The sequence below is a fragment of the Staphylococcus pasteuri genome (assembly GCF_030547725.1).
In the GTDB taxonomy this organism is placed as follows: domain Bacteria; phylum Bacillota; class Bacilli; order Staphylococcales; family Staphylococcaceae; genus Staphylococcus; species Staphylococcus pasteuri.
Genome location: NZ_JAUOQO010001011.1, coordinates 1 through 234, shown reverse-complemented (window position 1 = coordinate 234; position 234 = coordinate 1). Strand labels below are relative to the sequence as shown.

At 52.1% G+C, this 234-nt stretch carries 1 protein-coding gene; it reads left to right on the top strand.

Going from position 1 to position 234, the window contains the following annotated elements; genetic code table 11:
* A partial coding sequence (locus tag Q4528_RS16220) for a hypothetical protein (protein ID WP_303522801.1) occupies positions 1 to 220 on the top strand: 220 nt, incomplete at its 5' end.
* Positions 221 to 234 lie beyond the last annotated feature (14 nt).

The window sequence follows — 234 nt, the reverse complement described above, 5'->3', positions numbered from 1 at the left end:
GGGCTGCGCAGGCCAGCTAAATGGCTCTATGGATTTTGCGGAAGAGTCATTTGATGACGCGGTTGAAGAGCTAACTATCACAGACGCGGCAGGTAATGACGTGTGCCTGGATGGTTACCCAGATCTTCTTAACGCCATCTGCAAGCACGCTATCAGCTGCTGGAAACAACACGGCGATGATGATGACGAAGCCGATTTTGACTATGGAGACGCGGCATGAGCCCTACTCACAAC